At 46.2% G+C, this 2,904-nt stretch carries 2 protein-coding genes; both read left to right on the top strand.

All coding sequences use genetic code 11. The features are described 5' to 3' along the window. The first annotated feature begins 503 nt into the window (after positions 1 to 503). Positions 504 to 2,081: an anthranilate synthase component 1 gene (locus CINFORN2912_RS02090; RefSeq protein ID WP_075434270.1), complete on the top strand. Its 1,578-nt coding sequence runs from the start codon at positions 504 to 506 to the stop codon at positions 2,079 to 2,081. Next, positions 2,074 to 2,655: an aminodeoxychorismate/anthranilate synthase component II gene (locus CINFORN2912_RS02085; protein ID WP_075434268.1), complete on the top strand. Its 582-nt coding sequence runs from the start codon at positions 2,074 to 2,076 to the stop codon at positions 2,653 to 2,655. Before CINFORN2912_RS02090 ends, CINFORN2912_RS02085 begins: the two co-directional genes overlap by 8 nt. Positions 2,656 to 2,904 lie beyond the last annotated feature (249 nt).

Raw genomic sequence — 2,904 nt, 5'->3', positions numbered from 1 at the left:
GGTGGATAACCGGTGGATAACCGGTGGATAACCGGTGGATAACCGGTGGATAACCGGTGGATAACCGGTGGATAACCGGTGGATAACCGGTGGATAACCGGTGGATAACCGGTGGATAACCGGTACTAAAAGGGCGCTAGAGGCGATCTTTTGTAAGGTTAATTGGTCATTTAGTGCATGTATCCTCCTTTGGCCGGGGTTATCGAACCACAGGAGGCATAGATCTTTTTTTATTAGATGCAAGATAAACATTTATATCATCTATATGGAATATATTTTCTATATTAAATGATATATATATTTATTTTATTAATAATAATAATAATAATAATAAAAGAAAAAAAAAATTAACTATCGCAGACCCTTTCCCTGTCAGTCTGCTAGACCGGTTTAGGCTGTTTTAAATACCACGTAACAACAGTTTATAGCGAGACGTTCAGACCGGGCGGAGAAAGGAAGAGTAGCTATAAAAACCTTTTTATTAGCGAATGGAGAGCTGAAAAATGTCAAAACTATGCGCTATTACCAGTTGGACAGAAAATACTCATTACCATGCTGATCCGACGCAAATCTTTCATCAATTGTGTGGCGGAAAAATGAACACTTTGCTGCTAGAATCCTCCGGCGCAGACAGTAAACAGCAGCTGACAAGTAAAATTATTATTGACAGCGCCCTCCGCATTACGGCTGCACATAATACAGCCACGTTAACCGCTCTTACAGATAACGGAGAATGCCTTTTATATCAATTAGACGCTATTATACCAAAAAATATTTTTATGTCTAAAATGAAGCATCAGCGCATTGTATCTTTTCCGTCCTGCAGAGGAGCGCGCAGCGAGGAAAGCAAAAGACTGATGCTGCCATCAATTTTTGACTGTTTTCGATGGCTCTTGCGGATAGCGCAAAACACCCCGGATCCCTCGGCGTCATTGTTTTGTGGCGGTCTGTTTGCGTATGATTTAATCCATTCTTTTGAGTCGGTGCCACGGCAGCGCATGTCAATTGCCCCCTGTCCTGACATATGTTTTTATTTAGCCGAATCGGTGCTCCATATAAACCATAAACAGAAAACAGCGTTGCTGCAGGCATATGTTTTTTCCTCCTGTCCATCTGAAAAAAAACGACTGTCTACCCGAATGAAGCAGCTGCACCGCTGTCTTCAACGCCCCGAGCTGCCGCCTGTTCCACAAGCGCCGCAAACGCCATTATCTGTCACCGGAAACATCAGTGATACCGAATACGCAGCTGTCATTAATCACCTGCGCACCTACATTGATGCAGGAGAGATCTTTCAAGTGGTCCCTTCCCGTCAATTCTACTGTCTCTGCACACACCCGTTACCAGCCTATCATTTACTAAAACAGCAGAATCCCAGCCCGTACATGTTTTTTATGCAGGATTCTAACTTTACGTTATTTGGCGCTTCCCCTGAGAGCTACCTGCAATACAACGCTAACAGTCGTGTGCTTGCGTTGCACCCTATTGCAGGTACACGCCCGCGCGGGTTTTCCGTCAGCGGGGCTATTGATTTGGACCTCGATAATCGTATTGAATTGTCTTTACGCACTCACCGTAAAGAACTATCAGAACACCTGATGCTGGTAGATCTGGCTCGCAATGATTTAGCTAAAGTCTGCTGCACCAACAGCCGTTATGTCTCTCAATTAATGCGGGTAGAAAAATATTCACATGTTATGCACCTGGTTTCTCATGTGACCGGTACGCTAAAAAAAAAGCTGGATATTTTTCATGCGTATCAATCCTGTATGAATATGGGAACATTAACCGGAGCGCCGAAGCTACGGGCTATGCAGCTCATTGCGCAAGCAGAATCTACCCCCCGAGGATCATACGGTGGTTCGGTAGGGTATCTCACCGGAGACGGGTCTTTAGATACATGTATTGTTATTCGTTCGGCGTTCGTAAAAAAAGATGTTGCTACAGTACAGTCTGGAGCGGGGATTGTGCATGAATCGCTACCAGCAGAGGAGGTCCAGGAAAGTAAAAACAAAGCACAGGCGGTTTTACAATCTATTTTCCATGCACACCAAATGAACGCGGAGCAACTGTATGTCTGATATTTTATTGTTAGATAATTTGGATTCATTCACCTATAATCTAGTGGATGCTTTACGGTCCTATAACCAAGTGGTCGCTGTGTACAGGAACTGCACACCGCTTTCCCGGTTGGTGTGCGCCATTAAGAAGATGTCTCGACCGGTGATTGTTCTGTCTCCCGGTCCCGGCGCCCCGGAAGCAGCGGGAGGTATGCTGGATTTCATTGCATTGTTTCGAGGAAAAGTGCCCATACTTGGTGTTTGTCTAGGGCACCAGGCCCTCGTTCAGTCATATGGGGGAAGGGTTGCTGTAGCATCAGAAACGGTACACGGAAAAACATCCGGTATTGTGCACGACCAACGGGATATGTTTGCAGGACTTCCTAGTCCATTGACTGTCGCGCGCTACCATTCATTGTGCTGCACCGGTATTCCCGCCACCTTAACGATTAACGCGCGCTACAAAAAGGTGGTCATGGGGGTAAAAAACGGTCATGACCGTATTTGTGGGTTTCAGTTTCACCCGGAATCTATTTTAACGCCTTTAGGTTCTCGGTTATTGCGCCAAACATTACACTGGTTGCGCGGTGAGTAACTGTCCGGCCTTGCGCCTGTCTGTGCAAAACCGATAGGCTGCCTCAGCCTCAACCGATTTGCCCAGGCAGCCGCTGTAAATAGGTAGGACATATATTGGTGAGCCGGGTAATTCTAGGAAAGAGCCCCGGTGGATAACCGGTGGATAACCGGTGGATAACCGGTGGATAACCGGTGGATAACCGGTGGATAACCGGTGGATAACCGGTGGATAACCGGTGGATAACCGGTGGATAACCGGTGGATAACC

Source organism: Buchnera aphidicola (assembly GCF_900128725.1).
Classification (GTDB): domain Bacteria; phylum Pseudomonadota; class Gammaproteobacteria; order Enterobacterales; family Enterobacteriaceae; genus Buchnera_F; species Buchnera_F aphidicola_K.
The sequence above is the reverse complement of the archived record's forward strand: the minus strand, read 5'-3'. Positions and strand labels throughout refer to the sequence as shown.

Excerpts from the sequence above, each read along its gene's own strand:
- CINFORN2912_RS02085 (WP_075434268.1), top strand. The coding sequence starts at position 2,074 with ATGTCTGATATTTTATTGTTAGATAATTTGGATTCATTCACCTATAAT.
- CINFORN2912_RS02090 (WP_075434270.1), top strand. The coding sequence starts at position 504 with ATGTCAAAACTATGCGCTATTACCAGTTGGACAGAAAATACTCATTAC.